The 26,008-nt window shown below is 61.2% G+C and carries 26 protein-coding genes; 13 read left to right on the top strand and 13 right to left on the bottom strand.

Features of this window, described 5'->3' with window-relative positions; all coding sequences use genetic code 11:
- Positions 1-30: 30 nt before the first annotated feature.
- The 4 genes from V6765_RS01165 to V6765_RS01150 are packed head-to-tail and all read right to left on the bottom strand — an operon-like array spanning position 31 to position 4,243.
- Positions 31-1,275: an ABC transporter substrate-binding protein gene (locus tag V6765_RS01165; RefSeq protein ID WP_448425761.1), complete on the bottom strand. Its 1,245-nt coding sequence runs from the start codon at positions 1,273-1,275 to the stop codon at positions 31-33.
- A 23-nt stretch (positions 1,276-1,298) separates the two neighbouring features.
- On the bottom strand, positions 1,299-2,402 hold the full coding sequence (locus V6765_RS01160; protein ID WP_448425760.1) for an ABC transporter ATP-binding protein: 1,104 nt from the start codon (positions 2,400-2,402) through the stop codon (positions 1,299-1,301).
- 3 nt (positions 2,403-2,405) lie between these two features.
- Positions 2,406-3,353, bottom strand: a complete 948-nt coding sequence (locus V6765_RS01155; protein ID WP_448425758.1) for a carbohydrate ABC transporter permease — start codon at positions 3,351-3,353, stop codon at positions 2,406-2,408.
- A complete protein-coding gene (locus tag V6765_RS01150; RefSeq protein WP_448425756.1) occupies positions 3,350-4,243 on the bottom strand; it encodes a carbohydrate ABC transporter permease in 894 nt (297 codons plus the stop codon). The genes V6765_RS01155 and V6765_RS01150 overlap by 4 nt, the downstream gene beginning before the upstream one ends.
- Positions 4,244-4,460: 217 nt before the next feature.
- Between V6765_RS01150 and V6765_RS01145 the strand changes: the two genes are divergently transcribed.
- The 9 genes from V6765_RS01145 to V6765_RS01105 all read left to right on the top strand — a co-directional run bounded on the left by V6765_RS01145 (position 4,461) and on the right by V6765_RS01105 (position 13,685).
- On the top strand, positions 4,461-5,276 hold the full coding sequence (locus V6765_RS01145; protein WP_448425754.1) for an aldo/keto reductase: 816 nt from the start codon (positions 4,461-4,463) through the stop codon (positions 5,274-5,276).
- A gap of 134 nt (positions 5,277-5,410) precedes the next feature.
- Positions 5,411-5,851: a VOC family protein gene (locus V6765_RS01140; RefSeq protein WP_230722793.1), complete on the top strand. Its 441-nt coding sequence runs from the start codon at positions 5,411-5,413 to the stop codon at positions 5,849-5,851.
- 63 nt (positions 5,852-5,914) lie between these two features.
- On the top strand, positions 5,915-6,937 hold the full coding sequence (locus V6765_RS01135) for a LacI family DNA-binding transcriptional regulator (RefSeq protein ID WP_448425753.1): 1,023 nt from the start codon (positions 5,915-5,917) through the stop codon (positions 6,935-6,937).
- 265 nt (positions 6,938-7,202) lie between these two features.
- The gene (locus tag V6765_RS01130) at positions 7,203-8,285 is read left to right on the top strand and encodes an ABC transporter ATP-binding protein (protein WP_448425752.1); all 1,083 of its coding nucleotides are present in this window, start codon (positions 7,203-7,205) and stop codon (positions 8,283-8,285) included.
- A gap of 25 nt (positions 8,286-8,310) precedes the next feature.
- Positions 8,311-9,285, top strand: coding sequence for an ABC transporter substrate-binding protein (locus tag V6765_RS01125; protein ID WP_448425750.1), 975 nt, complete (start codon positions 8,311-8,313; stop codon positions 9,283-9,285).
- A gap of 5 nt (positions 9,286-9,290) precedes the next feature.
- Entirely contained in the window at positions 9,291-11,033 is a 1,743-nt protein-coding gene (locus tag V6765_RS01120) for an ABC transporter permease (RefSeq protein ID WP_448425748.1), read from the top strand.
- Positions 11,021-12,046, top strand: a complete 1,026-nt coding sequence (locus V6765_RS01115) for an MBL fold metallo-hydrolase (protein WP_448425747.1) — start codon at positions 11,021-11,023, stop codon at positions 12,044-12,046. The genes V6765_RS01120 and V6765_RS01115 overlap by 13 nt, the downstream gene beginning before the upstream one ends.
- Before the next feature lie 3 nt (positions 12,047-12,049).
- On the top strand, positions 12,050-12,649 hold the full coding sequence (locus V6765_RS01110; RefSeq protein ID WP_448425746.1) for a protein phosphatase: 600 nt from the start codon (positions 12,050-12,052) through the stop codon (positions 12,647-12,649).
- 7 nt (positions 12,650-12,656) lie between these two features.
- Complete coding sequence (locus V6765_RS01105) at positions 12,657-13,685, top strand: LacI family DNA-binding transcriptional regulator (RefSeq protein ID WP_448425745.1); 1,029 nt, start codon at positions 12,657-12,659, stop codon at positions 13,683-13,685.
- 88 nt (positions 13,686-13,773) lie between these two features.
- Here V6765_RS01105 and V6765_RS01100 read toward each other — a convergent pair whose 3' ends face one another.
- The 8 genes from V6765_RS01100 to V6765_RS01065 all read right to left on the bottom strand — a co-directional run bounded on the left by V6765_RS01100 (position 13,774) and on the right by V6765_RS01065 (position 21,359).
- Complete coding sequence (locus V6765_RS01100) at positions 13,774-15,246, bottom strand: NAD(P)-binding domain-containing protein (RefSeq protein WP_448425744.1); 1,473 nt, start codon at positions 15,244-15,246, stop codon at positions 13,774-13,776.
- Between the two features lie 28 nt (positions 15,247-15,274).
- On the bottom strand, positions 15,275-15,760 hold the full coding sequence (locus V6765_RS01095) for an L-2-amino-thiazoline-4-carboxylic acid hydrolase (protein ID WP_448425743.1): 486 nt from the start codon (positions 15,758-15,760) through the stop codon (positions 15,275-15,277).
- Positions 15,753-16,463 carry an ABC transporter ATP-binding protein gene (locus V6765_RS01090; RefSeq protein ID WP_448425742.1) on the bottom strand — a complete coding sequence of 237 codons (711 nt, stop codon included), beginning with the start codon at positions 16,461-16,463 and terminating at the stop codon, positions 15,753-15,755. Before V6765_RS01090 ends, V6765_RS01095 begins: the two co-directional genes overlap by 8 nt.
- Positions 16,460-17,212: an ABC transporter ATP-binding protein gene (locus tag V6765_RS01085; protein WP_448425740.1), complete on the bottom strand. Its 753-nt coding sequence runs from the start codon at positions 17,210-17,212 to the stop codon at positions 16,460-16,462. The genes V6765_RS01090 and V6765_RS01085 overlap by 4 nt, the downstream gene beginning before the upstream one ends.
- Entirely contained in the window at positions 17,209-18,219 is a 1,011-nt protein-coding gene (locus V6765_RS01080) for a branched-chain amino acid ABC transporter permease (protein WP_448425738.1), read from the bottom strand. The genes V6765_RS01085 and V6765_RS01080 overlap by 4 nt, the downstream gene beginning before the upstream one ends.
- Entirely contained in the window at positions 18,212-19,126 is a 915-nt protein-coding gene (locus tag V6765_RS01075; RefSeq protein WP_230722806.1) for a branched-chain amino acid ABC transporter permease, read from the bottom strand. The genes V6765_RS01080 and V6765_RS01075 overlap by 8 nt, the downstream gene beginning before the upstream one ends.
- 126 nt (positions 19,127-19,252) lie before the next feature.
- Entirely contained in the window at positions 19,253-20,383 is a 1,131-nt protein-coding gene (locus V6765_RS01070; RefSeq protein WP_448425737.1) for an ABC transporter substrate-binding protein, read from the bottom strand.
- 235 nt (positions 20,384-20,618) lie between these two features.
- Positions 20,619-21,359, bottom strand: coding sequence for an aspartate/glutamate racemase family protein (locus tag V6765_RS01065; RefSeq protein ID WP_448426603.1), 741 nt, complete (start codon positions 21,357-21,359; stop codon positions 20,619-20,621).
- A gap of 147 nt (positions 21,360-21,506) precedes the next feature.
- Here V6765_RS01065 and V6765_RS01060 point away from each other — a divergent pair, with 147 nt between their 5' ends.
- A complete protein-coding gene (locus tag V6765_RS01060) occupies positions 21,507-21,968 on the top strand; it encodes an Lrp/AsnC family transcriptional regulator (protein WP_448425735.1) in 462 nt (153 codons plus the stop codon).
- Between the two features lie 194 nt (positions 21,969-22,162).
- Here V6765_RS01060 and V6765_RS01055 read toward each other — a convergent pair whose 3' ends face one another.
- On the bottom strand, positions 22,163-22,522 hold the full coding sequence (locus tag V6765_RS01055; RefSeq protein WP_448425733.1) for a winged helix-turn-helix transcriptional regulator: 360 nt from the start codon (positions 22,520-22,522) through the stop codon (positions 22,163-22,165).
- A gap of 129 nt (positions 22,523-22,651) precedes the next feature.
- Here V6765_RS01055 and V6765_RS01050 point away from each other — a divergent pair, with 129 nt between their 5' ends.
- The 3 genes from V6765_RS01050 (at position 22,652) to V6765_RS01040 (ending at position 25,857) form a co-directional block, all read left to right on the top strand.
- The gene (locus V6765_RS01050) at positions 22,652-23,542 is read left to right on the top strand and encodes an SDR family oxidoreductase (RefSeq protein WP_448425731.1); all 891 of its coding nucleotides are present in this window, start codon (positions 22,652-22,654) and stop codon (positions 23,540-23,542) included.
- Between the two features lie 105 nt (positions 23,543-23,647).
- On the top strand, positions 23,648-23,857 hold the full coding sequence (locus V6765_RS01045) for a hypothetical protein (protein ID WP_448425729.1): 210 nt from the start codon (positions 23,648-23,650) through the stop codon (positions 23,855-23,857).
- A gap of 392 nt (positions 23,858-24,249) precedes the next feature.
- On the top strand, positions 24,250-25,857 hold the full coding sequence (locus V6765_RS01040; RefSeq protein ID WP_448425727.1) for a peptide ABC transporter substrate-binding protein: 1,608 nt from the start codon (positions 24,250-24,252) through the stop codon (positions 25,855-25,857).
- Positions 25,858-26,008: the final 151 nt, after the last annotated feature.

Genomic DNA, 26,008 nt, shown 5'->3' with positions numbered 1-26,008 from the left:
GGTCCTGATCTGGCAAAAAGACTTCCGGCCTCAGCCGAAGATTGCGTCGTATTCGTCGGCGAGGTCGGCGCGAACGTCATCCACCGTCATGTCCTGATCGCTCCAGAAGGCGAACATCACATCCCATATGGCGTGGTGCCAGTCGCTGTCGGCCGTATTGAACGGGTTCTGAACCGTCCCGTCCGGCACCTTGAGCTGGTCGAGGACCACCTCGTTACAGGCATCGAGCAGGTCTGCCGGCGCATCGAGGCGGGCCGGCGACGAACCTTTCTTCTGGGCGAATTCACCGGAGACTTCCGGCGAAAGCGCCGTCTTGGCGAAGGTGTATTCGGCCTCGGTGATTTCCGCCGACTGCCCGCCAAGCAGGCCGAAGGCATCGGACGTCACAGGAACCGCCTTGGCGCCGGGGATGACGATGCAGCCGAAATCGACGCCCGGCTCCTTGCCGGCCGCCTTCCATTCGCCCTTCATCCAGTCGCCCATGATGTGCATCAGCGCCTTGCCGGCGATCACCTGGTTCGTGGTTTCGTTCCAGGGGCGGTTCTGGGCTTCCGGTCCGGCTTCTTTCGAAAAGGCGCGGACCACCTCGACTGCCTGGGCGAATTCCGGCGTGTCGATGGCGGTGATATCCGGCTCGGGGCCATAGATGCGGTTATAGATGTCGGGACCGGCGATCGCCGCGATCATCGCATGCGTCAGGTAGCCGACCTGGAAGGCCTGGCTGCCGACCGCCGCCGGCGCGAAGCCCGCCGCGCGGACCTTGTCGAAATCGCCGAGCATCTCATCGACCGAGGTCCAGGATGCCGGATCGACGCCCGCCTTCTGGGCAACGTCCATGTTCCAGTAGACCATGCCGTCGAGATGAAGCGCCACTGGCACCTTGACGAACTTGCCATCGACCGTCGAAAGCTCGCGCACGATCGGCGCGAGATTGGCGGCAATATCGGTGGAATTGTAAAGATCGGTCAGGTCCAGCGACAGGTCGCGATCGGCGAGATCGCGATAGACGCCGGGGTTGGATTCGACGAAGGCGTTCGGCGGGTTGCCGCCGGTCACCATGTTGACGAGGCTGACATTGACGCCCGAATTGTGCGGGATCGCCAGGTCCTTCCAGCTGATGCCCTGTTCGGCCAGCGCATCGCGCAACACGTTCAGCGCGCCGACTTCGCCCGGCGTCGACCAGCCGTGATAGACGATGAGCTCCTCGGCCGAGGCGCTGAGGGCAGTCCCCATCATGAGGGCGCCGGCGATCCCCAAAAGCGATTTCCTGTACATCTCATTCCTCCCAAAGATGTGGCTTACAATCGCCGCCCGGTATGGGCGTCGAAGACATGGACTTTCCCCTTGAGGAAGCCGATTTCTGAAATCTCGCCGGTCCGCACGACAGCCAGTTCGGACGGATCGCAGCGCACCGCAAGCAGCCGGCCGCCGATGCTGAAATAGGCGGTCGAGTCCGATCCCGTGCGCTCGCCATATTGCAGCGGCAGCGAGAAGGTGAAGGCCTGGTCCGCCGATGCCGTCCCGGGCGGCCCGAAATGCTCCGGCCTGAGGCCGAGCACTACCTTTCGGCCATCGGCAGGCGGCTCCGCGAAAGCGTGGTCACCGAGATCGAAGAAGCCGTCCGCATCGGCAAGCCGCGCGCCAACGCGGCCGTTCTCAACCGTCAGTGTCGCCTCCAGCATGTTCATCGACGGCGCCCCGATGAAGCCGGCCACGAATAGATTGGCCGGGCGCTCGTAAATCTCGTCCGGAGTGCCGAATTGCTGGATCACGCCGCCATTCATCACTGCAATCTCAGTTGCCATCGTCATCGCCTCGATCTGGTCGTGGGTGACGTAGACGATGGTTGATTTCAGCTCGTCATGGAGCTTCTTGATTTCGAGGCGCATTTCGGTGCGCAGCTTGGCGTCGAGGTTTGACAGCGGCTCGTCGAACAGGAACACGCCGACATTCTTGACGAGCGCGCGGCCTATGGCGACGCGCTGGCGCTGGCCGCCGGAAAGCTGGGCCGGCTTGCGCTCCAGCAGCGGCTCGATCTGCAGCAGTTTCGCTGCCCATTCGATCCGCCGCGCGACCTCCTCCTTCGGAAGCTTCGCCGCCGCCAGGCCGAATTTCAGGTTTCCGCGCACCGTCTTGGTTGGGTAGAGCGCGTAGGACTGGAATACCATGGCAAGGCCGCGATCCTTGGGGTCGAGGTCGGTGACATCGCGGCCGCCAATGGTGATGCGGCCGTCGGAAACCTCGATCAGGCCGGCGAGCAGGTTCAAAAGCGTGGTCTTGCCGCAGCCGGAGGGGCCGAGCAGCACCAGGAAGGCGCCGTCTTCGACCGAGAGATTGAGATCGTCCAGCACGGTCAGCGCGCCGTAATCCTTGACGATGTGTTCGAACCGGATTTCAGGCATGGATCATCCCTTGATTGCGCCGGCAGTGATGCCCTGCACGAAAAACTTGCCGAGAAAGAAATAGATGACGAGCGGCGGGATCGCGGTCAGAAGCGCTGCCGCCATGTTCTCGTTGTAACGGACCTCGCCGGTGGTGGTGATCACCACATTGGCGAGGATGACGGTCATCGGTTGGGTGCCGAGGCCGCCGAATGTCAGCCCGACGAGGAAGTCGTTCCAGATGTGGGTGATCTGCATGATCAGCACCACGATCAGGATATTGCCGGACATCGGAATGATGATCTCGACGAACACCCGCCAGAACGAGCCGCAATCCATCATCGCCGCGCGCATGATCTCGTCCGGTATGTCCTTGTAGTAATTGCGGAAGATCAGCGTCAGCAAAGGGAGCGACAGGATCGCGTGGACGATGGCGATGCCCCAGATCGTGCCATAGACCTTGACGAGGCCGGAGAGCACGATCAGCGGGATCATGATGATCTGGAAGGGCACGAAGGCGCACATGAACAGGAGGAACATGAACGGCCCAGCCCAGCGCACATTCCACAAGGCCAGCGCGTAGCCGGTTACCGAGGAGACGGCGAGCGACAGGATCAGCGAGGGAAACAGGATCATCAGCGAATTGACGAAGCCGACCTTCAGCCCATTGCAGTTTATCCCCGAGCAGGCGTCGTTCCACGCCGTCAGCCAGGGCTGAAGCGTCCAGGTCGTCGGCAGGGCGAAAATGTCGCCGAGCCGGATCTGGTCCATGGTCTTCAGCGAGGTGACGACGATGACGTAGAGCGGCAGGCAGAAGAACGCCGCGCACATCACCAGGAAAACCAGAATGGCAATCGAACGCGGGCTGATCCGCTTCTTCGGCCGCGGAAAATAGACCGGCCGGTCGGTGACGGCGCGCGGCCTTGCCGCGGGAAACGGCGCCGTCGGTCCGGCGTCTGTCGGAAGCGTCATGCGGGCCTCCCCTTGCGGCGCTGCTGCCAGGCCGTCAGCATCACCAGCGGCAGGAACACGGCAAGCGTGATCAGCAGCATGATGACGGCGGCGGCGGAGGCATAGCCGAGATTGGATTTCTGCCAGTATGCGTTGACGGTGAAATAGGCCGGCACATAGGTCGATTGCCCCGGCCCGCCATTGGTCATGGCGACCACGATGTCATAGGCCTTGACCACGCCGAGCGAGAGCAGGATGGCGCAGGTGAGAAAGGTGAAGCGCATCATCGGCACGATGATCTCGATATAGAAGCGGAACGTGCCGACGCCATCGAGCTTGGCCGCGCTCCAGATTTCCGAATTGATGCCCTTCAGGCCGGCCAGCATCAGCGCCATGTAGAAGCCGGAGCCCTGCCAGATCGAGGCGAGAATGATGCCGTAGATCGCGGTATCGCCGGAGGACAGCCAGTCGAACCGGACCCATTCCATGCCGATCGAATGGAAGAAGTTTTGCAGGCCGAGGCTCGGATCGAACAGCCAGCGCCAGGCGACGCCGGTGACGATCAGCGACACGGCGAGCGGATAGAGAAAGACCGTGCGGAAAACGCCCTCCCCGCGCTTTTCGGCATTGATCAGGCAGGCGAGAATGAAACCGAAGCCGATCGCCAGCGTGCTGCCGACACCGAGAATCAACAGGTTTTGCAGCGAGATGAGCCAGGCGTCGTCCTTGAACAGACGCTCATACTGGCGCGACCAGTCACCCCAGTCGATGGCATAATCCGGAAACCGCCGGCTGCGGGTGAAGCTCAGATAAATGGTCCAGAGCATCGACCCGAAAAAGGCGACGAATGTGATGATGACCGCCGGCGCCAGCGCAAGCTGGGGCGACCATCGGCTCCACCGAATACGCATGTTCCTCCCTTTCCGCCTGCCCCTTGCGTCGGGCTTTGCGGCTTCCTGCAACATCGCTCCCATCAATGTTGTATTACCGGTAACATACGGCTATGTTCGTATTCCGGTCAACAGGGAAAATCGGCGAGTACGCTTTTCGCGCCAAAAGCGCCGGTTGTCGCCTGCATTGCCGGCCGGCGGCGGAGGAACGGTTGCGGGAACAAGACGGAGGAAAAATATGACGAAAAATCAATATGGTATTCCATTGATGGGGCTCGGCACCTTCGACCGGACGGGACCCGCCGGTATCGATGCGATCCTGACGGCGCTGGAAATCGGCTACCGCCACATCGACACCGCACAGACCTATGACACGGAGCGCGAATGCGGGAAGGCGCTTCGCCGATCCGGGCTGAAACGGGAAGACGTGTTCATCACGACCAAGATTTCCACGGAGAATTTCGGTCCCGGCATGCTGGCGCCGTCGCTCCGGCAGAGCCTTGACCGGCTCGGCCTCGATCAGGTCGACCTCACCCTGCTGCACTGGCCCTCGCCGAAGAACAGGGTTGCGCTTTCGACCTATGTCGAGCAGATCGCGGAGGCGCAAGCGGCCGGTCTGACGCGGATGATCGGGGTCTCGAATTTTACCCGGCGGCTCCTTGCCGACGCCCAGACGATGCTTGGAGACCTCAGGATCGTCAACAACCAGTTCGAGTGCCATCCTTACCTCCAGAACCGGATTCTGGCCGATTATTGCCGCGAAAACGGCATTTCCGTCACCTGCTACCTGCCGATTGCCAGGGGTAAGCTCGCGGGCGACCCCGTACTGGAGCCGCTGGCCGCGGAGAAAAACTGCACCGTCGAACAGCTCGCGCTCGCCTGGTCCATGGCCAAGGGTCATGCGGTTATCCCGGCATCGGGAAAGCCGGAACGACTGAAGAGCAATTTCGCAGCGCAATCGGTGACGCTGAGCGATGCGGATATGGCGACGATCGCGACGGTCGATCGTGGCCGGCGCTATATCGATTTCGATTGGGCGCCAGACTGGGACTGAAGACGGCATTGACAAGTCATGCGGCTTGGCTAAACCTGTTCGTATTACCGGTACTACAAGCCGGAGGCGATCCCGGGCACCGCACCTTGCCCGGGATCGTCCCTATCTTCAAAAACGTGCGCGGGAGGAGTTTCATGAAGGGTATCGTTCACATCGGACATGTCGCCATCAAGGTGACGGATCTCGAAAAGTCACTGGACTATTACGAAAAACGCCTGGGCTTTCCGGAGATGCTGCGTCTGCACAATGACGACGGCACGCCGTGGCTGGTCTATCTGAGGATCACCGACGACCAGTATCTGGAGATTTTCCCCGGCGCCGAAAACGACCGGGCTCCGGGCTGGAACGCCAATGGCGTCAACCACATGTGCTTCACGATCGAGGACCTGGACGGCACGGTTGCCCGCATCGAGGAAGCGGGTATAACGCTGCTGTCGCCGATCAAGGAAGGGCTCGACGGCAACCGTCAGGCCTGGCTTGAGGACCCGGACGGCAACCGCATCGAACTGATGGAAATGAAGCCCGGCTGCCTGCAGTTCGAGGCGATCGAGCGCCTTCACCGCGAAGGCCGCTGAGACGAATAGTCGCCTGCCGGCCTTCGGGCCGGCAGCCAACCGCAGGAAGGATGACTGTCAGGCATGGGCAATTCAGGGACCCGGCTCGCCGATATCGCGGCCCGGACCGGCTATTCGAAAAACACTGTTTCTCTTGCTCTGCGCGACAGCCCGCGCATTCCCGAGGCGACGCGTGAGCTCATCCGCACCGCCGCGCGCGAACTCAACTATCTTCCGAACCATGCGGCCAAATCGCTGACCAGCCGCGAAACCAAGACCATCGGCCTCGTGCTTGCCGACATCACCAATCCGATCCTCACCGAGACGTCGCGGATGATCGAGAAGGAACTGGCGAAACTCGGCTACGGCACGCTGTTTGCGACCTCCAACAATACGCGGCGCGAGGAAGTCGCGGCCATCGAAATGTTCCGTTCGCGCCAGGTCGACGGCATGCTGATCTACCCCGCGCGCGGCGATCGCGATTTCGAGCATCTGATCAAGCTGCGCCGGGCCAATTTTCCGGTGGTGCTGCTGACCTGCGGCGAGGATATCGGCGTCGATATGGTCGGCGTCGACGAAAAGGTCGGGGTCTACAAGGCCGTGCGGCATTTTATCGACCTCGGGCACCGGCGCATCGGCACGCTCGACAGCAATGCCTCCGAAGGCAACCATGAAAAGTTCGATGGTTACGTCCAGGCGCTTGCAAGCGCCGGAATCGCTGTCGATGCCGAATTGCAGGTTTCGCCCGCCGGCTATGGTCCGGCCGCCGGCTACTGGGCGATGGATACGCTGATGGCCGCAGCAAACCGACCCACCGCCGTTTTCGTGGCCAATGACTATATCGCTGTCGGCGCGGTCCGCTGGTGCCAGAAGCACGGGCTCCGCATCCCCGACGATGTCGCGCTGATCGGCTTCGACAATCTGGAAATGAGCGAATTCCTGAGCGCGCCGCTGTCGAGCGTGAGCTATGAAATCGATATCCTGACACGGCTTGCGATCGAACGGCTTCTGAAGCTGATCGCGGCATCCGGCAAACTGCCTCCACCGCGCGTTACGATGATAGAGCCGGAACTGGCGATCCGCGACAGCAGTGGCAGCGCGCTTTAGGCCACATACCCATAAAGTGGTTTTTATTTTGAATGAGTTATGATTCGCTGTCTCCATCGATTTGGAGGCAGTTATGGCGCGGTTTGATTTGACGCCCGCCGCTCTCTCAAACGCCAATTTTCACAAAAACGAAAACCCACTGAAACAGAACTGTCACACGGCCGGTGCATTGATGGCGGCGAAGATTGCAAAGCATTGCAAAACGTCATTCCACCGGCCTCAGAAGGGTTTTCCCGACTGCGACCGACAGCGCGGGACAGATCCTATGAGCGCGATCGAAATCGAGAACGTCGACAAGTCTTTCGGCAAGACCGGCGTGTTGCGCGGCATATCGCTTTCGATCCGTTCGGGGGAGTTCGTCGCCGTCCTCGGCCCCTCCGGCTGCGGCAAGACCACGCTGCTGCGCGCCCTTGCCGGCTTCGAGCAGATCGACCGCGGCGCAATCCGGGTTGGAGACGCGCTTCTTTCAGGCCATGGCCGGCATGTCGCGCCGGAAGAGCGCGGCATCGGCGTCGTGTTTCAAAGCTATGCGTTGTGGCCGCATATGACGGTCTCCGGCAATGTCGCCTATGGTCTCAAGGTGAAGGGGCTCGGGCGCGGCGAACGTGAGGCGCGCACGGCCCGCGTTCTCGAGACAGTTGGGTTGACCGCATTTGCGGATCGACGGCCCGCCGAACTTTCGGGCGGCCAGCGGCAGCGCACGGCGCTCGCCCGCTGCCTGGCGATGGATGCCGGCCTCGTCCTTCTCGATGAGCCGCTCGCCAATCTCGATGTTCATCTGCGCGGCGAGATGGAGCAAGAATTTGCCCGCTTCCACAACGCCTCGGGCGCGACGATGTTCTACATCACGCATGATCAGTCGGAAGCGCTCGCGCTCGCCGACCGCGTGGCTGTGATGGACATGGGCAGGATCAGCCAGTTCGCCAGCCCCTCCCAACTCTACAGCCAGCCGGCAAATGACATGGTCGCGACCTTTATCGGCGAGGGCCAGATCGCGCCGATTACGGATTTCCAGCCCGATCGCAGCGGCTATGGTTTCGCCCGTTTCTTCGGCGAGCAGGTGCGGGTGCGCAGCCACCCGTCGGCGCTGCCCCGCAACGAGGCACGCATAGCCTTTCATCCGGGCGACCTGAAGCTCGTCGAGACCGGCGGCCTTGCCGCTACCATCCGCCGCATCACCTATCGCGGCGACATTTTGCGGGTCGAGCTTTCACTCGGCCCGGATGAGAAAACCTTTTTCATGAACGTCCCTGCCCCGGCACACATCGAAGCCGGGCAGCGCGTGGCCGTCACGCTTGCAGACGGCTGGGTCCTGCCGGACCCGAAAGCAGAAGAAGCCTCCCACTGAGCACCAACAATCGAGGAAATCCCCGATGAAACTCTCCATGCTTGCCCTTGCCACCGTCAGCACGCTTGCCTTCACGGCCGCCCATGCCGAGGAAACCATCACGCTTTACACCAGCCAGCCACCGGAACAGGCCCAGGAAACCGTCGACGCGTTTGAGGCCGCCAATCCGGACATCAAGGTCAACTGGACCCGCAACGGCACCTCGGCGCTGATGAACGTGATGCGCGCCGAAATCGAAGCCGGCAACATCCAGCCCGACGTCCTTCTCGTCGCCGACCCGATCAATCTCGGCACGCTGAAGGCCGAAGGCCACCTGATGGCCTATCCGGAAGCGCCCGTCGACGGCTACGACAAGGCTGCCTACGACAAGGACATGACCTTCTTCGGCACCAAGGCGATCACCACGGGCATTGCCTACAATACCGAGATCGCCGAACCGGTCGAAAGCTGGAACGACCTTCTGGTCGAAGACAATCGCGGTATGATCGCGGTTCCGAGCCCGCTTTATTCGGGTGCCGCCCTCAACCACTTGCATGCCCTGATCAACACGCCGGAAATCGGCTGGGACTTCTATGAGGGCCTGAACGGCCTCGACATCGTGCCCGAAGGCGGCAACGGCCCGGCAACCAAGACTGTTGCCTCCGGCATGGCCAAATACGCCATCATCGTCGACGCCAACACGCTGCGCGCCAAGGCCGATGGTTCGCCCGTCGACTATATCGCGCCCAAGGAAGGCGTGTCCTTCATCGGCGAGCCGGTTGCCATCATGAGCACGACCGATCATGAGGAAGCCGCCAAGAAATTCGTCGATTTCCTGCTTTCGAAGGAAGGCCAGGAACTGGTCTCCGCCCAGGGCAACATCCCGCTTCTGCCGGGCGTCGCAGCACCTGAGGGCTATCCCGACCTCTCCTCGATGAAGCTGATCGGCTACGACGTCGACGAGGCCGTGACGAACAACGACGCGGTGCGCGAGCAGTTCGCCGAGATCTTCGGTCTGTAATCGCAATGTCGCTATCGACCACAGCCGCCGGAGGGCGTCCTTCATGGACGCTCTCCACCCTTTCCGGGCTTTTGAAGAACGAGCGGGCACTGATGCTGGCGCTGGCGGTGTTTGTCGGCGTTCTGTCGATCCTACCGCTCGGACGGCTCGTCTACGCCGCGTTTGTGACCAGCGCCGGATTCGAATTTGGCCGTATCGCCGACGTTCTTGGCGGCCGTCGCGTGTTCGAAGCGACTGTCAACACGATCTGGATTTCGCTTTCCGCCACCGCGCTTGCCACACTTGCCGGAACGATCGCGGCGCTTCTCGTCGGCGCGAGCGACATGCGCGGGCGAACCGCATGGGTGTTCGGCTTCGTTCTGCCGCTGATGATCCCGCCGCAGGTGATCGCGCTCGCCTGGATCCAAGCCTTCTCGCCGGCAAGCCCGGTCATGAACCTTCTGGGAATTACCCTTCAGCCTGGCATGCGTCATCCGCTCTATTCGGCGGGCGGGATCGTTCTTCTGCTCGGCCTCTACAACGCACCTCTGGTGTTTCTGGCCGTCCGGGCCAATCTGCGCCGCGTGCCCGCCGATCTGGTGGAAGCGGCCCGCGCTGTGGGCGCGACGCCCTTGAAAGCGACACTTGGCGTCATCCTGCCCTTGATCCGTAGCGGCATTTTCGCAGGCGCGGCCCTGGCCTTCGTGTCGTCGATCGGCAATTTCGGCATTCAGGCCATGCTTGGCATTCCGGCCCGCGTACCCACGCTGATCACGCTGATCTACCGGCAGCTCAATTCCTATGGCCCGTCGGCATTGAACGACATGGCGCTTCTGGCGCTGCTGCTCGCGGTTCTGACAATCCTCGGCATGGCCATTGCCGGCTTTCTGAGCCGCATGGGCGACCAGCGCGTCGATGGCGCGTCGAGACCGTTCAAATTTCCGCTTTCCCGCTTCCGCCTTCCCGTCACCGTTCTGGCGTGGGGCTATCTTCTCATTGCGCTGGTGCTGCCGCTTTCGGCGCTGGCTGCTTCGGCACTGGTGCGCGGTTATGGTCAGCCGCTCACGCTGGAAACGCTGACCTTCGAGAATTTCTCCAACGCGATCCTCCATCACGAGGGCATTCGCGAGGCCTTCTTCACAAGTCTCTGGCTGACCGGGCTTGCGGTCGCCATCCTGATACCGGCCTCGGTCGCGCTCGGCTATTTCCTGAGCTGGCGGAAGGGCGTCACCCCGCGCCTGCTCTACCTTTCCTCCCAGCTCGCCTATGCGCTTCCCGGCATCATCATCGGGGTGGCGATGATCCTGTTCTTCCTGAAACCCATGCCCGTCCTGGGCACAAGTCTCTATGGAACGATCTGGGTCATTCTCGCGGCCTATCTCTCGAACTTCCTCGCGCTGGCGCTGCAGCCGATCCTCGGCGGGTTCGCGCAGATCGAACGGTCGCTGGATGAAGCCGCGCAGGTGGTTGGCGCGGGCATCTTCCGCAGGCTGAAGGATATCATCCTGCCGGTGCTGGCGCCTGCCGCCGCGGCCTCTGCCATCCTGGTGTTCATGACCGCCATAAACGAGATCCAGACCTCCGTGCTGCTGGTCTCGTCGCGCGCGCAAACCATCGGCCCGATGATCATCTTCCTCGAGGAAGCCGGGTCGTCGACGCTCGCCGCCGCTGTCGGTTGCCTGATGGTCATCGTCATCCTCGCGCTGATGCTCTTCAGCCTCACCTTCGCAAGAAGGCTTCCGCAGGGAGTGCTGCCGTGGCACGACTGACAGTGATCAGCGGGTTGAACCGCAAGAGCGCGGCCATCTTTCTCATCGAGGCCGGCGGCAAACGCGTCCTGTTCGATTTCGGCGATGGCCTCGATAAGGACGAGCATCCCGACATCGAGACCATCGGCGCCGTTGATGCGATCTTCCTCAGCCATGCGCATCAGGATCATGCAGGATCCATCGAACGCCTCGATGCGGTCGGCAATCCTCGCGTCTTCGCAACCGGCCGGACATTCGATTTCCTGCAGGGCCGTCTGCCTGCGGAGCTTGCGCGGGTCATTCCGGAACAAGGCTCTTTCGAGGTCTGCGGGCTCAGGCTGACCACCGGACGCTGCGGCCATGCGCCCGGCGGCGTCTGGTTCCATATGGATACGGCAGCGGGCGGTTTCGTTTACACTGGTGACATCAGCCTTGAATCGCGCGGCATGGCGTTCGACCATCCCCCGCCAGCTTCAACGCTTCTGGTCGACGCCTCCTATGGCGACCGCGCGGAAAATCTCGACGACCAGATCGCGGCCATTTCCGACTACGCCGAAGGGGGCGCGGTGCTCTGCTGTCCTGGCGCCGGACGGGGCACCGATATGGTACTCGCAATGGCCTCGCGCGGACATGACGTCCATGTCAGCGCGGCCATCGGCAGGGAAGTCGAGGCCGCGACAGGCAGGACGTTCCCCGTCGTGGACGGCGAAAGCGCGGAGCCTGACCAGGTGATCGTCGCAACGGAATCCAACGCGGAGGCCGGTCTTGCGGCCGCACTTCTGCAAAGGGAGGATTTTCGCCTGATATTTTCGAGCCATGTTCCAAACGGCACGCCGGCGCGTGCTCTCATTGAGCGCGACGCGGCAGTCTGGCTCCCCTGGAACGTCCATCCGCGCAAGGACGATGTCATAGACCTTGCCGACCGTTGCGGCGCGCGGCAGGTTCTGCCCGCCTTTGTCGACATGACAACCGCCCCTGAACTTGCCTGTGGTCTCGGTGAAAGACTAAGACTGGCGCGCGAGACGGAGATCTAGATCATGACAGAAAAGCGCCTTGGCGTTCCAGAACGCGTGCCCGAGGGAGAAGAGCGCGAGGACGGGCTTCCGCTTCTCTTCTCCGTCATCGAAGGCGTCGGTCCGCACCAAAAGACGCTCTTTCTCGGCAATCTTGCGGCCGCCGAAGACCCCGACTGCCTTCTCAAGGCAGGGATCACGGAAACCCTCAACGTCTCGATCAACATGTTTCCCGGTCCGCTGTTGCTTGCGGACGGCACCCATATCCGCCGCTACCAGATCGGGGTGATCGACGGCGACGGCAACGATCCGCATCTTCTGGCGGCAGGCGTGTACACGATCGAAGGCCTGATGCGCGGCTATGTTCCTTCGAAACCGCATTATCCAAGCCATCGCAAGGGGCATATCCTGGCTCATTGCCGGGGCGGCCGCTCACGCTCGGTTGCGCTGATCGCGCTGTGGCTTTCCACATTCGCCCGTGACCGGTTCGCAAGCTTCGAGAGCGCGCTTGCGCATCTTCGAACCTTGCGCGGTCTGAGCGACGGCTACCCGCTGCCGCCGATGCTCGCCCTTGCCGAAGAGGTCAGGCGGCGTAACCTGCTTGGCGCAAAACACGCGATATAGGTGGCGCATGGCCGAGAAATTCATCTCTGCGGGCGATGTCGCCCGCCTCGCCGGCGTCTCCCGCTCCGCCGTTTCGCGCACGTTTACGGAGGGCGCGAGCGTCGCGCCCAAGACCCGCGCCCGGGTGATGAAGGCTGCCGAGGAGCTCGGCTACCGGGTCAATCTCCTTGCCCGCACGTTGCACAAGGAACGCTCGGATCTCGTCGGCCTTGTCGGCGCGAACCTCTCCAATCCCTATATTTCCGCCCAGGTCGACGCGCTGACGGCGGCGCTTTACGAAAACGGTCTGCAATGCATGCTGCTCAATCTGGCGGGGCAGCAGAACGACATGGAAAATGCCGTTGCAAAGCTGCTTGAATACAGGGTCCGCACGGTCGTCCTTCTTTCCGGAGCCGTGCCGGATAGGCTGATGCGGCTGACGTCGGCCAATGGCACGCGCCTCGTTCTCATCAACCGGCCACTGCCGGAGAAGATCGGTCTTGTCGACCAGATCGAGGCGGATTCGGCCGCCGGCGGCGCGCTGGCGGCACAGAGACTGATCGCGGCCGGCTGCAGGAGCGCGGCCGTTGTGCTGTCGGGCTCCCGCACCTCGGCCAAACTGGCGCGCGCGGAAGCCTTCATCGCCGTGATGGAGAAACATCTCGTGCCGGTCACCCAGTGGAGCCGGGGGCGCAACACTTACGAGACCGGCGTCGAGGCCGCCCGCGGGCTTCTCGCAAAGCCGGGCATCGACGGAATTTTCGGGGTAACCGACGAAATCGCGCTCGGCGTGATGAACACGGCCCGCCACGAGCTTGGCCTGTCCGTTCCAGAAGATGTCTCGGTGGTCGGCTTCGACGACGCGCCGATCTCCGACTGGTCCTCGCACCAGCTCACCACCATCAGCCAGTCGCTGTCCTCGTTGACAAAGGCCACGCTGAAAGCCATCACCGGCCCGGCAAACGCCCCCTCCTCCCACCACTTCATCCCCGTACGCCTGATCGAACGCAAATCGGTGCGTCCCGCAAGCGCAGCGACCTATAACAAGGATCAGTGATTGGAACCCATATGATCAGCAGTGTCGAGGACCGGGCGGGCCGCTCAATCGAGCCTGACGCGAGCGCCGAGGGGCGCGCGCTCGGCTTCTATGCGCGGTTGACATAGTCCGGCGCATAGAAGGGCGTCGGGGCCAGTTCGTGTTCTTCTTCCCAGTCTTTCAGGCGCTCGAAAAGAACGTCGAAGTCGTCGACGAAGAGATGGCTGGCGATATGCGAGGCCAGATGCTCGCCGGCCGGATTGACGCTTGGCACATCGAGCGAGAGCGTGCCGAAGCTTAAGTATGAGCCGGTGTTGAAAATGTGGATGCGTTCAAGCGCACTTTTTTCAACGCCGCGCTCCCTGAGCTCGAAACCCTCGCCGAGATAAGGCATCCGGGCGAGACCGGCATTGGCCATGCCCTGCGGCGGCTGATAGCAATCACCCCAGGTGAGGATGCGATCCTTCAGCGCGGAGAACATCGGCTCCCGGGCAAGATCGACGGAAAAACCGGTGCCAAGGATCAGGAAGTCGAATTGCCTGATCTCGCCGTCCGAAAAGGCGATCTCGACCCGCTCGCCGGCGCGCGTTATCGCTTTGAACGGCTTGCCGAAATGCACCTCGAAATTGTCGTGGGCAATGGTTCTCAGCACGGTTTCATGTGGCGGCGGGGTCTGGATGCGTTCAAGATAGACCGCCATTTCCCAGCGTTTCGCGTCGGAGAGACCGCGCCAGCCGGCAAAGAAACCAGGATTGGCGTTGGCGCGCCCCTTGTTCAGCTGCGGCAGCGCCTTTCGGCGGCAGAACATGTCGACCCGCCCTGCCCCGGTCTCCAGCGCCGTTGCTGCATTGTCCCAGGCCGATGAGCCGGCGCCAATTACGGCGACGGACTTGCCCTGGAGGCGGCCGAAATCGATCGTCTCGCAGGTGTGCGCCGCCAGATCCGGCCAGAGATCGGCCGCCACGCCCGGAGGGCGGGTGAAGCCGCCAGCCCCCGGACGGCCGGTGGCGATCACAACGCGCTTGGCCCTGAATACCCGGCCATCCGCTGCCGTGAGCGCCACATGATCCGGATAGGGTGTAAGGCCAACGACATCGCAGTTATTGTCGACCGGCAGTTCCAGCACGTTTCTGAGCCAGATCAGATAATCCTGCCAAACAGCATTCGGGATTTTATAGAGCGCCTCCCAGGCGTCCTTGCCGAAGGCAGCGACATACCACGAGCGGAAGGTGAGCGAGGGGATGCCGAAGGGCGAGCCGGGCAGATCCTTCTTCGATCGCAAGGTCAGCATCCGCGCATAGGTTACCCACGGCCCTTCCTTGCCCGCGGGAGCGCGATCCAGCAGTTTGATATTGCGAATACCCTTGAACATCAGGCTTCCGGCGGCCGAAAGCCCGAACATGCCGGCGCCGACGATGATGACGTCATAAAGCGGCGCGCCACCTTCGGCAGTCTTCCTGGCCGTCCAGTCCTCCGGCGGGAGCTTGAGCACGGCAAGATCGTCTTTCACGCGCGCTTCAAGTGCTGCAAGCCCCGCGCGCCCGTCCTGTGGCGCGTCGGATATCTTCAAGGATGTAGGCATCTCTGTTCAGCTTCCCTGTTGGCCGGCGTCATTGCGCCGCCTTGTCTTCCATGGAGTAGCGAAAATCGCAGTGGCTTGCGCCGGACATGATCGTCTGGGTGCGGCTGAGCTTCATTTTCGGATTGAAGCCCTCGCAAAACGCGCCGTCGCGATTGCATGACAGGAGATCGCCGATATCGCCGAGCCCCATTGCCCGATACATTTCAGCATACCGGCAGCGGGTGACATTGAAGGAGAGCGTTTCCGGCCCCTCCTCCAGCACCGTCATTTCCAGCGCGCCGCCAGCCGTCCAGTTGGGAAGGATCGCGGAAAAATCGGTGAAATCCGCAGGGTGGTCGAGTTCATCAGCGAAGCTTTCGCCCTGCCGGATCGCCGCCCGCGTCACCGCATCGCCAATCACGGAACGCGCCTCGGCCTCGCCCCGGCGCGTCTTCAACTCCTCGTAGACACTTGCCAGAATATTGGCCTCGATCCGGCGCTGCTCGATGATCGGGATACGGCGCTGCTCAGACATGCGCGTGCCCCCCGAGATAGGCTTCCGCCACACGCGGATCTGCGGCGAGTTCCTTTGCGTCGCCCTGCAGGACGATCTTGCCGCCTTCCATCACGGCGGCCTGATCCGCGATCCGCAGAACCGACTTGGCGTTCTGCTCAACGATCAGGATCGACAGGCCTTCGCTCCGGATTTTCTCGATGAGGTCGAAGATCGCTTTAACGATTTTCGGCGCAAGGCCGAGCGAGGGCTCGTCCAGAAGCAGGATTTCAGGTTTTCCCATCAGGGCCCGGCCAATGCAGAGCATCTGCTGCTCGCCGCCGGAAAGCGATCCGGCCTCCTGGTTGAGGCGCTCCTTCAGGATCGGAAACAGGCTGGCGACATGGTCGAGTTCGGAAAGGCCGTGCCGGCCCCCGCCGATCAAAAGGTTTTCGCGCACCGTCATGTTGGAGAAAATCTGGCGGCCCTCCGGGGCCTGGGAAATCCCCGCCCTGACGATCGCGTGGCTCGGCAGTCCGCTGACCACCTCGCCCTTGAAGCGGATCGTGCCGCCATCCGGCTTGTAGATGCCGGAAATGGCGCGCATCAGCGTGGTCTTGCCAACGCCATTGGAGCCCAGCACGCCATAAATGCCCTTCTCCTCAACGCTCAGCGAAACGCCATGGAGGATCTGCTGCACGCCCATGGAAACGGTGAGGTTTTCGACTTCGAGTACCGCGCTCATTCGTCGCCTCCAAGGTAAGCTTCCAGAACAACGGGATCATTGCGAACAACGGAAGGCACATCATCGGCGATCTTGCGGCCCGACGCGATGACTACCACCCGCTCGCAGATGCTCATCACTAGGTTCATATCATGCTCGACAAGCATGATCGGCAGGCCGTCGGCGTTGAGCTGCTTGACGAAGGTCGCGAGCTCCGCCGTTTCCGTGTCGTTCAGGCCCGCCGCCGGCTCGTCGAGGATCAGGAATTGCGGATCCATCGCCAGCGCTCGGGCGATTTCCAGATATTTGCGGCGACCATAGGAAAGGTTGGCGGCAAGATCGTCGGCAACCTCGGTCAGGCCGGTCATCTCCAGCGCCTTCCAGCTTGCCTCCGAAATGGTCTCGGCGCGTTTCCTGCCGCCGGCAATCGACTGGAAGAAGTTCATGCCAGTGGCGCCCAGAGCGCCGACGGAGACGTTGTCGAACACGGTCATGTTGGGGAAGATGCGCAAATTCTGGAAGGTGCGCGACATGCCGCGCTTGGCAATGGCGAAGGGCTTCTGGCCGGTAATGTCCTCGCCCTTGAACCGGACCTTTCCGCCCGAGATCGGCGTAAAACCGGAGATCAGGTTGAACAGCGTGGTCTTGCCCGCGCCGTTCGGCCCGATCAGACCGACGAGTTCGCCTTCGCCGACATGAGTGGTAATGTCGTCCACCGCCTTCAGCCCGCCGAAATGGCGCGAGAGGTTTTGAATATCGAGCACGTTCATCGCCAGCCCACCTTCTTGTCGCCCGGCGCCGCAGCCCAGCGGTCGCCAAACTGGCGGCGGATCAGGGAGAGCGCGGGCACTTCGCCGAACAGCCCCTTGGGCAGGAACAGGATGGCAAGGAACATGACAAGGCCGACCGCGATGTTGCGGAAGTCGCCGACATCGCGCAGCACTTCCGGCAGCAGGATCAGCAGCGCCGCGCCGATGATCGCGCCCGGCAGCGAGCCGAGCCCGCCGACGACCACCATCGCCAGGATCTGGATCGAGACCGAGAAATCGAAATCCTTCGGCGAGATGTAGCCCGTCGTATAGGCCCACAGCGCGCCCGCAAGGCCCGCGAAGAAGGCCGAAAGCGTAAAGACCTCGATCTTCAGCCGGACGGTGTTCACGCCCATCGCATCGGTGCACTGGTCATCCTCGCGCAGCGCCCTGAGCCCATTGCCGTAATAGGAGTGGCTGATGCGGTGGATGAGGAAGATCGACACCGTCACGACGGCGGCGACGACGAAATAGATGCCGGTGTCGGAGGTGATGGAGAAGCCGAACACGCTCATGCCATCAAACAGCATCACGCCGTTCGGCCCCTTGGTGAAGCCGACCCAGTTCAGCATGATGAGATAGAGCATCTGCCCGATCGCAAGCGTTGCCACGGCGAAATAGATCGACACCAGCCGCATGGTCGGCAGCGCCACCAAAAAGGCGATCAGCGCTGCCACGACGCCGGCGAGCGGAAGCCCAAGGGTGAAACCGACGCCGTAATCTGCCCCGAGCAGGGCGGCGGTATAGGCGCCGACGCCGTAGAAGGCGGCATGGCCGAGATGCAGCAGGCCGGAGGTGCCGGAGACCATGTTGAGCGACGCCGACAGCAGAACGAAGATCAGCACAAGGCTTGCGATCTGATAGAAATAGCCGCGATCGAAGCCGTAGAGAGCCGCCGGCACGATGACGAACAGCAACAAGAGCGGCAGACCGACGGAGAACAGGCGTGAGGACGGCAGCTTAAACACGCTCCCTCCTTGCGCCGAACAGGCCGCGCGGGAAGAAGATGAGGGTGACGATCAGGAAGCCGTAGGCCACCATGTCCGACCAGTTGGACGAGATGAATGTCGTGGCAAGTCCCTCCGAAAGACCGAGCAGCAGGGCGCAGATCACCGCCCCGGGGATCGATGTCAGACCGCCCATGATCATCGCGACAAAGGCCTTGATACCCGGCACGAACCCCATGGCCGGGAAGATCGCGCCATAATAGAGGCCAACCAGAAGGCCGGCGGCCGCTCCCATCATCGAGCCGACCACGAAGGTCGAGACGATCGTCATATCGGTGTTGATGCCGACATATTTCGCGCCGAGCGCGTTGTTGGACACGGCGCGAATGGCAAGGCCGATCCTTGTGCGCTTCAGGACATATTGCAGCCCGCCAAGCATGATGATCGCGACAACCAGAATGATGATATCGCCATTGGAAATCGTCACCGGTCCGAGCTGGATCGGCTTGTTGATCATGTAGTCGAACGGCACGGCCTGCATCTGCGATCCGAAGATCAGCTCGAGCGCTTCGCGCACGACGATCGACACCGCAAGCGACGACATCAGCGTCGCTTCCCGCATGGCGCGGGATTTCAGCGACGCCTCATCGGAAAACCGCCGGAACGGACGAAACGCGATCCGCTCAAGACCGAAACCGGCGAGCGCGCCGATCGCAAGCGCGATGAACAGCACGATCAGCAGCGGCGGCGCGAACGCCGTGATCGCCAGCAGCCCGGCGAAGGCGCCAATCGTATAGACCTCGCCATGGGCAAAGTTGACGACGTTGAGAACGCCGAAGATCAGCGTGAACCCGATCGCCATCAAGGCGTAGGTGACGCCGAGCGAGAGGCCGATGAGCAGTTGTTGCAGATAATATGGATCAAGCAAGATGCGTAACTCCGCATGAGGGGCCGGTCCGGACACAGAGGCGCTGACCGGAGAACGCAGGTATAGCGCGTTTCCGGAAAAGCGGGAGCGCCCGGCGGATCAAGCGACCGCCGGGCGCCATCGATATCAGTTGGAGACCGGGGTGAATTCACCGCCTTCGACAACGGCCTTGGTGAGTTCCTTCTGCGGCTCGCGATCCGGGCCGAAGGTCGTCACGCCCGTCACGCCCGGAAAATCGGCGGTTCCGGCAAGCGCATCGCGCACGCTGTCGCGGGTGACGTCGGGATAGGCCCTGACGATCGCGTCGAGCATGATGTTGACGGCGTCATAGGCCTGGGCGGGGAACTGGCCCGGCAGGTCGCCGCGCTCTTCTTCCCAGGCGGCCACGAACTCCTGCACTTCCGGGCGATCGTCGTTCGGCATGAAGGTCGCCGTCAGGTGCAGGCCGTCGGCATCCGTGCCGGCAAGCTCGATAAGCTGCGGGCTATAGGCCGCCGAGGTGGAAAAGATCGGAATGTCGAGGCCGAGCTGCGTGGCCTGCTTCAGGAAGTTGGCGCCGTCTTCGTAGAAGAAGCCGGTATAGATCGCATCCGGCTCGGCGCGCTCGATCTTGGTGATGATCGAGCGGAAATCCGGCAGGCCGCGATTAAAATATTCCGAGAAGACAATCTCGCCGCCATTCGCCTTGACCTCTTCGGCGAAATTGTCGACCACGGTCTGGCCCCAGTCCGTCTGCTCGGAAATGACGGCGATCTTCTTGTAGCCTTCCTCATTCATCCAGTCGGCGTTGAAGGGACCTTCCTGGGCCTGGGTGGTGATGTTGCGGAACTGGTAGGGCGAGATCTTCGTATAGTCGGGATGCGACGCCGTCTGGGAAAGCTGCGGCACGCCTTCGCGCTGGTAAACCTGGGCCGATGCCATCGAGACGCCCGAGGTGAAATCCCCCAGCACCGCGACGATTTCGTCATTGTCGGCGAATTTGCGCGCGATCGTGACGCCTTCCTTGGCATCCGAACGCGAGTCTTCATAGATGATTTCCACCGGGACCGGCAGTGCGCCGGACGCATTGAATTTTTCCAGTGCGATTTCGGCAGCCGTCTGGAAATCCTTGCCGTATTGCGCGGTAGAGCCCGTCAGCGGCAGTTGATAGCCGACCTTGATCGGATCACCGTCTGCAGCAAACGAAAATCCCGTCGCAAGCGCCGATGCCGCTATGCCGGCGGAAAGCGCCAGTACCGATTTTCGAAGTCCATTCATGTCGTTCTCCTCTGTGGTCTTTCTTTTGTTTTTTCGTGAAAGATCGTTGGTCAAGTGACACCTGCCTTGCTGTGATGCGATGTCGATAGCAGCTAGCAGTCTTTGCCCCCTGAAATGAGAAAGCGGTTTGCGCGACGCCTCCGTTCTTTAGAAACTTTTGCCAAATCGCAGGCCGTGTTCAGCGCCCTGCCTGACAGATTGATGAAGCAAGTTACATGCCATTGGCGTTCAGCCGTCAGGCCGGTTCCCGCAATCGGTCCTGGTCCTCCGCGCAGGCAAAATCAACCGCCGCGGCCGCGTGAAGCTTCGTCGAGTCGAACACCGGAAGATCGGTATCGGCAGGCCCGATCAGCAGTCCGATCTCGGTACAGCCCAGAATAACGCTGTCACAGCCGGCAGCCTTGGCCTTTTCGATCGCACCGCGATAGACCTCTCGCGATGCATCCCGCACGATGCCGCAGCAAAGCTCGTCGAAAATGATATCGTGCACGGCCTGCCGGTCCGCTGCGTCCGGCACCATGGCCGAAATGCCGAACGCGGCCTCAAGCCGGTCGCGGTAAAACCCCTCTTCCATCGTGTAGCGGGTGGCGAGCAGCAGCGGGCGCTTCATGCCGGCCGCGTTCAGGGCGCGCCCGGTCACATCAACGATGTGGATGAGCGGAATATCAAAATGCGCAGAAACCTCATTTGCAATCATGTGCATCGTATTTGTGCAGATCAGCACGCAATCCGCGCCGCCGCTTTGAAGATTGCGACCGACCTGGCCGAGATAGGCGCTCGCCTTGTCCCACTGACCAGCCTTCTGCCAGGCCACGATTTCCGAAAAATCCACCGAGTGCAAAAGAATGCCGGCCGAGACCAGGCCGCCAAATCGCTTTCGCACAAGTTCATTGATCTCCTTATAGTAAACTGCGGTCGACTCCCAGCTCATGCCGCCGATCAGGCCTATTGTCTTTCTCAAGGTCTTGCTCCTCATGCTTTTGAGGCAAGATAGCTTAGTTGCGGTGCAAAATGAGATCGAAGATCGCAGGAAAACGGCCGGGAACTGCAATAATTTCTTGCATTAACCTCATCTTGTGCGATTATTTTTCATTCAGAGATAATTCTACGCGATTGGCGTCCCATGCTTGATCACCGCGACCGCAAGATCGTCGACCTTCTTCAACAAAATGCCGATATGCCCGTCACCGATATCGCCGACACCGTCGGGCTATCGGCATCGGCATGCTGGCGCCGGATCAAGAATCTCGAGGAAACCGGCCTGATCGCGCGCAAGGTGGCGATCGTCGACCGCCGGAAGGCCAATGTCGGCATGACGGTGTTCGTCGCCGTGCGCACCTCGCGCCACTCGATGGACTGGCTGGAGAGCTTTCGGCGCGCGATCAGCGACATACCCGAAATCGTCGAGGCCTATCGCCTGACCGGAGACATGGACTACCTGCTCAGGCTGGTGGTGCCGGATGTCGAGGTCTACGACGCGGTCTACAAACAGCTGATCGCCCGGCTCGATTTCACCGACATCTCTTCGTTTATCGGCATGGAAGAGCTGAAATACACCACCGCCGTGCCGATGAATTATTTGTAGGACCGGAAGAAAACAGGCCAGTTGCGCGGATGCGGCGGCACTTCCTGATCCGGGCGAATGTGCGTTTGACACCCCATCGGCGGCGTCAGACTGTCAATTGACGCAGGCCCCGAGGAGGAGTGTCATGATGGGGTGGCCGTTCTGACAAGCTGATACGACCACTTTTGAACAGCGGTCCCTTGTCGGCGAGGCAGCTATGCCACCTTCGCTCCTTGATCGCGGTTTTCTACGATCCTTGCGATTTCCGCGTTGTGGTGCGTGCCCCATTCGCATAGCGGCGCGAGAAGCTGGGCCAGGCTTCGGCCAAAGTCGGTCAATTCATACTCGACGTGCGGCGGCATTTTTTGGAAATCGATGCGGCGAACGACGCCGTCATCCGTCAGTTCCTTCAGATGCTGGATCAGCATCTTTTCGCTCACATTGGTGACCAGCCGGCGCAGTTGCCCGGTGCGCTTAGGGCCGAAAGCGAGATGATAGACGATCAGCGGCTTCCACTTTCCGCCAAGGATGGCCAGCACCGCCTCCAGGCCACACTGGAAATGCGTCTCGCTCATTGTGATCTCCCAAATTCGATACTTACAAAATAGTGGGTACTGGAACGAAAGTCTGCCTCGTCTTAACTGGGTTGGACGACGATGTCGACGCTCCGCCCAGCGCCAACCGCATAACCGAAAGGAAAATCCATGACCAGAATCCTTGTCACCGGCGCGACCGGCAATATCGGCCGCATGACCCTGCAACATCTTCTGAAACGCGTGCCCGCCAGCGATCTGGTCGGCCTTGCCCGTGATCCGGCCAAGGCGGCGGATCTTACCGCCAAGGGGATCGAGATTCGCCAGGGCGACTATTTCGATCACGAGGGGCTGGTGGGCGCCTTCGCGGGCATTGGCAAGGTCATGCTCGTGTCCGCCACAGCCTTTACCGATCGCAATACCCAGCACAATAACGTCATCAAAGCGGCCAAGCAGGCCGGCGTCGGGCATATCGTCTTCATGCCGATCATCCACAAGGCGGGTTCCGACTTCCACATGCCGCAGGTCACCGAAGAGGATCGCTTCGTCGAAGAGCGCCTGAAGGCGTCCGGCCTGACCTACACGCTGGTGCGTCATCCGCCATTTCTCGAGAATATTGAGAACTATGCGGGCGGACACCTGCTGGAGAATGGCGTCCTTGTGCCGGCCGGAACGGGCAAAGCGGCTTACGCCAGCCGTGAGGATCTGGCAGAAGCGCATGCCGTCGTGCTGAGCGAAGACGGGCATGAATTCAAGGACTACGCGCTCTACGGCGGTCCGGCCGTGTCGTTCGCCGACATTGCGCAGATTCTCTCCGAGATCAGCGGCAAGCCCGTGCCGTTCAAAGTCCTTTCGGACCGAGATTACATCGCCCAGTTAATGTCATTGGGGCTGCCAGAGCCGGCTGCCGGTTTCATGTTGAAATGGGTGCAGGGCGTCAATGCCGGAGAATGGGACGGTGAGAGCGGCGACCTGGAAAAACTCCTTGGCCGCAAGCCGGTGACGCCCGCCGAATACTTGCGCGCAGGCCATGCTCCCCGCCACCTTGAAACCGGAACCTAGTCCGGGAGAAAGCCATCGGATCATGGATGACGCGACTGGCGGGGTCCCGGAATTGCCAATGTCGGTTGCTAGCTGACCGATCCAACAAAAAGAGGAGATTCAGGAATGACGTCAAATATCATCGACCAGGTCGCTTTGGCTCTGTTTGCCAGTGATGGAATGAAGATCGCCACCCCCGGCACCACCCTCCAGCAATCCTGGGACAGGACGCCTGAAAAACATGCGCTCTACCGCGAGCGGGCGCTCGTGTTCCTGAAAGTGATGGGGGAGCAGATGTCGGGGCTCGCCGACGCCGAAATCGCAAAGCGCGAATAGGATATGGTGCGAACGAGGTCGGAGCCTGAAGGTGCGCACCGGCCTTGACCCGCTTGAAAACGATCTGGAGCGTCACGGCTGGATTATCGAGGATTGGCCGCATCTCTTAATAGTTGTGCCCATAGACGGCGCTCCTGTCTGATTTTTTGCAAGAACGGTTGATCGGGAGGTGTGCACTTATGCGAGCGCTGTCAGCGTGACAGCATACTCACATTTTCACGAATTTCTGACAATTGCTGAGAAATCATAATAGCTTGTGCAACGCACTTTCGCTTGCGTGGAGCGGTACAGGCGGCCTATTGTCTCCACAAACGGTCAGCTATGTCTGAACGTGATACGATCTCTGACCCCCTCAGTGCGTCGCACTGTTCACAAACAGGGAGACAACCCGCATGAAAAAGAAACTTCTGCTTTCCGCCTGCCTCGCGCTTGTCATGGCCGCGCCTGCCCTGGCGGCAAACCCGCAGCCGGACGAAAAACTGGCTGATAACCAGAACCTCAATTATTGGCTGCTCGACGCGATCAAGACCAAGGATCCGCAGCTCAACAGCGCGGTCGAAGGCTCGCATGTGGCCCGTCAGCTCTTTGAAGGTCTCTACAATCAGGACAATGCCGGCAATCTGGTGCCGGGCGTTGCGACCGATTACGAGGTTTCCGAGGATCAGACCGTCTACACCTTTCATCTTCGCCCCGAGGCAAAATGGTCGAACGGCGATCCGGTGACAGCAGAAGACTTCGTATACGCCTGGCAGCGCCTTGCCGATCCGGCGACCGGTTCGACCTATGCCTGGTACGAAGAGCTGATGAATGTGAAGAACGCTTCGAAGATCATTGCAGGCGAGGTGGAGCCTTCCGAACTCGGCGTCAAGGCCGTCGACGACCACACCCTGGAAGTCACGCTTGAAAGCCCCATCCCCTATTTCACCAAGATGCTGACCCACACCTCGACCTTCCCGGTCAACAAGGCGGTGGTCGAGGAATATGGCGACGAGTGGACCCTGCCGGGCAATATGGTCAGCAACGGCGCCTACAAGCTCGTTGAAGACAAGCTCGGCCAGGACCTGACGCTGGAACGCAACGAAAACTACTGGGACAATGACAATACCGTCATCGACAGCATCCACTTCCAGGCGATCAACGACAAGAACGCGGCTCTGACGCGCTATCTGGCCGGTGAACTGGACTATATCGAACTGCCGTCCGGCCAGTTCCCGCGCCTGAAGGAAGAATATCCGGACCAGACCCATGCCGTCCCGCGTTCGTGCACCTATGCCTATCTGTTCAATGTTTCCGACAAGGGGCCGGAGGCCTTGAAGGATGTTCGCGTGCGCAAGGCGCTGTCCTATGCGATGAATCGCGACATCATCGTCAACAATATCACCCGCGGCGGCCAGAAGCCTGCCTATAGCTGGACCTATTACGCCACCGCCGATTTCACGCCGCCGGTGACCGACTATTCGCAATGGTCGCAGGAAGAGCGCAATGCGAAAGCGGTCGAGCTGCTCAAGGAAGCCGGCTACGACAAGAGCAACCCGTTGGAGCTGACCCTTTCCTACAATACCTCTGACGACCACAAGAAGATCGCCATTGCCGCCCAGCAGTTCTGGAAGGCCATCGGCGTCAACGTCACGCTCAACAACACCGAGTGGAAGGTCTATCTCGATAATCTCAAGAACTACAATTTCGATATCGGCCGCTACGCCTGGTGCGGCGACTATGACGAAGCCTCCACCTATCTCGATTATTTCCGCACCGGCGGCATGAATTATGGCGGGTTCTCGGACCCTGACTACGATGCCGCGATGAAGGCATCGCTGACGGCGGAGGACCCGGCGACCGATTACGACAAGGCGGAACAGATTCTTGCTGAAGAGATGCCGCTTGTGCCGATCTACTTCTATTCGACGCCGGTCATGGTCCCCGCTGATCTGAAGGGTCTTCCGGTCGAAAACGTGCTGCAGAACTGGTACGCGAAAGACCTCTATCGCGTTGCCGACTAAGGTCTGAAACCGGCTTCGGGGGGGGGGGCCTGGCCGCCCCCGCCGCGGTATACAACCATTATTACCGTTACGCCCGCGCCCCCCAAAAAAAAACCACAACCCCCCCGGCCCCCCCCAAACCCCCGTATAATTAAAATCGCCCGCACTCTGT

It is taken from the genome of Martelella sp. FOR1707, assembly GCF_053484265.1.
This window is presented reverse-complemented; position numbering and strand designations above follow the sequence as displayed.

Excerpts from the sequence above, each read along its gene's own strand:
- V6765_RS01165 (WP_448425761.1), bottom strand. The coding sequence starts at position 1,275 with ATGTACAGGAAATCGCTTTTGGGGATCGCCGGCGCCCTCATGATGGGG.
- V6765_RS01160 (WP_448425760.1), bottom strand. The coding sequence starts at position 2,402 with ATGCCTGAAATCCGGTTCGAACACATCGTCAAGGATTACGGCGCGCTG.
- V6765_RS01155 (WP_448425758.1), bottom strand. The coding sequence starts at position 3,353 with ATGACGCTTCCGACAGACGCCGGACCGACGGCGCCGTTTCCCGCGGCA.
- V6765_RS01150 (WP_448425756.1), bottom strand. The coding sequence starts at position 4,243 with ATGCGTATTCGGTGGAGCCGATGGTCGCCCCAGCTTGCGCTGGCGCCG.
- V6765_RS01145 (WP_448425754.1), top strand. The coding sequence starts at position 4,461 with ATGACGAAAAATCAATATGGTATTCCATTGATGGGGCTCGGCACCTTC.
- V6765_RS01140 (WP_230722793.1), top strand. The coding sequence starts at position 5,411 with ATGAAGGGTATCGTTCACATCGGACATGTCGCCATCAAGGTGACGGAT.
- V6765_RS01135 (WP_448425753.1), top strand. The coding sequence starts at position 5,915 with ATGGGCAATTCAGGGACCCGGCTCGCCGATATCGCGGCCCGGACCGGC.
- V6765_RS01130 (WP_448425752.1), top strand. The coding sequence starts at position 7,203 with ATGAGCGCGATCGAAATCGAGAACGTCGACAAGTCTTTCGGCAAGACC.
- V6765_RS01125 (WP_448425750.1), top strand. The coding sequence starts at position 8,311 with ATGAAACTCTCCATGCTTGCCCTTGCCACCGTCAGCACGCTTGCCTTC.
- V6765_RS01120 (WP_448425748.1), top strand. The coding sequence starts at position 9,291 with ATGTCGCTATCGACCACAGCCGCCGGAGGGCGTCCTTCATGGACGCTC.
- V6765_RS01110 (WP_448425746.1), top strand. The coding sequence starts at position 12,050 with ATGACAGAAAAGCGCCTTGGCGTTCCAGAACGCGTGCCCGAGGGAGAA.
- V6765_RS01105 (WP_448425745.1), top strand. The coding sequence starts at position 12,657 with ATGGCCGAGAAATTCATCTCTGCGGGCGATGTCGCCCGCCTCGCCGGC.
- V6765_RS01100 (WP_448425744.1), bottom strand. The coding sequence starts at position 15,246 with ATGCCTACATCCTTGAAGATATCCGACGCGCCACAGGACGGGCGCGCG.
- V6765_RS01095 (WP_448425743.1), bottom strand. The coding sequence starts at position 15,760 with ATGTCTGAGCAGCGCCGTATCCCGATCATCGAGCAGCGCCGGATCGAG.
- V6765_RS01090 (WP_448425742.1), bottom strand. The coding sequence starts at position 16,463 with ATGAGCGCGGTACTCGAAGTCGAAAACCTCACCGTTTCCATGGGCGTG.
- V6765_RS01085 (WP_448425740.1), bottom strand. The coding sequence starts at position 17,212 with ATGAACGTGCTCGATATTCAAAACCTCTCGCGCCATTTCGGCGGGCTG.
- V6765_RS01070 (WP_448425737.1), bottom strand. The coding sequence starts at position 20,383 with ATGAATGGACTTCGAAAATCGGTACTGGCGCTTTCCGCCGGCATAGCG.
- V6765_RS01065 (WP_448426603.1), bottom strand. The coding sequence starts at position 21,359 with ATGAGGAGCAAGACCTTGAGAAAGACAATAGGCCTGATCGGCGGCATG.
- V6765_RS01060 (WP_448425735.1), top strand. The coding sequence starts at position 21,507 with ATGCTTGATCACCGCGACCGCAAGATCGTCGACCTTCTTCAACAAAAT.
- V6765_RS01055 (WP_448425733.1), bottom strand. The coding sequence starts at position 22,522 with ATGAGCGAGACGCATTTCCAGTGTGGCCTGGAGGCGGTGCTGGCCATC.
- V6765_RS01050 (WP_448425731.1), top strand. The coding sequence starts at position 22,652 with ATGACCAGAATCCTTGTCACCGGCGCGACCGGCAATATCGGCCGCATG.
- V6765_RS01045 (WP_448425729.1), top strand. The coding sequence starts at position 23,648 with ATGACGTCAAATATCATCGACCAGGTCGCTTTGGCTCTGTTTGCCAGT.
- V6765_RS01040 (WP_448425727.1), top strand. The coding sequence starts at position 24,250 with ATGAAAAAGAAACTTCTGCTTTCCGCCTGCCTCGCGCTTGTCATGGCC.